Origin of the sequence: Mycobacterium sp. E3251 (genome assembly GCF_001666835.1) — a bacterium.
GTDB lineage: Bacteria > Actinomycetota > Actinomycetes > Mycobacteriales > Mycobacteriaceae > Mycobacterium.
In genome coordinates this window covers 1-713 of record NZ_LZJF01000165.1, presented here as the reverse complement: position 1 = coordinate 713, position 713 = coordinate 1, and the positions used below count along the sequence as shown (strand labels likewise).

General features: G+C 70.7%; 2 protein-coding genes. One reads left to right on the top strand and one right to left on the bottom strand.

Going from position 1 to position 713, the window contains the following annotated elements; all coding sequences use genetic code 11:
• Nucleotides 1–158: TetR family transcriptional regulator (locus A5697_RS27385; RefSeq protein ID WP_156673242.1), on the bottom strand; the 158-nt coding region annotated here is incomplete at its 3' end.
• A gap of 142 nt (nucleotides 159–300) precedes the next feature.
• On the opposite strand from A5697_RS27385, the gene A5697_RS20845 reads away from it, so the two are divergent.
• On the top strand, nucleotides 301–713 hold a 413-nt coding region (locus A5697_RS20845), incomplete at its 3' end, for a TetR/AcrR family transcriptional regulator (protein WP_156673243.1).

Here is a 713-nt window from a genome sequence, read left to right as displayed (position 1 = left end):
AGGCTGGCGCTCGTGACGTTCGCGGTGCGAGCGATCTCACGGATGGTGGCTCGCGAGTATCCCACCGTGGCCACACAGCGCATGGCGGCGACGATGATCCGCCGGCGGGTCTCCTCGCCGCTGGCGCCGACCGGGCGCCCACGCTGCGCCCGCGTCACCGTGCTCTCCCCACTCGCGCGTCCTGTCCGCCGGCTCTCGTGCCCGACACCGTCGAATATAATCGAGTGATCGATTAGTTCCGGCTTCCGCGCGGAGGTGCGCAGTGTGTGATGGACCGGCCCGCGGCGGGTTCCGCGCGGCATGAGCGTCGCACCGTCGCAATTGGGCCGCCCGGTGGGCGCCGACGGGGAGCAGACGCGTTCGCGCATCATCGCCGCGGCGATGCGGTGTGTGGCCGAGATGGGCTACTCCCGCACCACCATCCGTGAGATCGCTCGCACCGCGAACGTCACGAGCGCCAGCCTGTACAACTACTTTCCGAACAAGGCCGAGTTGATCAAGGCCGCGATCGCGGCACGCACCGACGTCGCGTTGCCCCGGCTGCGGGCGGCCGCCGCGGGCCCCGGGACCGCCATCGATCAGATCGAGGCGGTGCTCGACGAATCGGGCCGGCTGATGCGCGAGTATCCGGATCTCGCCGCCTTCGAGTGGGTGATCCGCGCCGAGGGCGTGGCCGACGCCGATTCGCGGTTCGCGGGGGGCGCGCGGTTTCA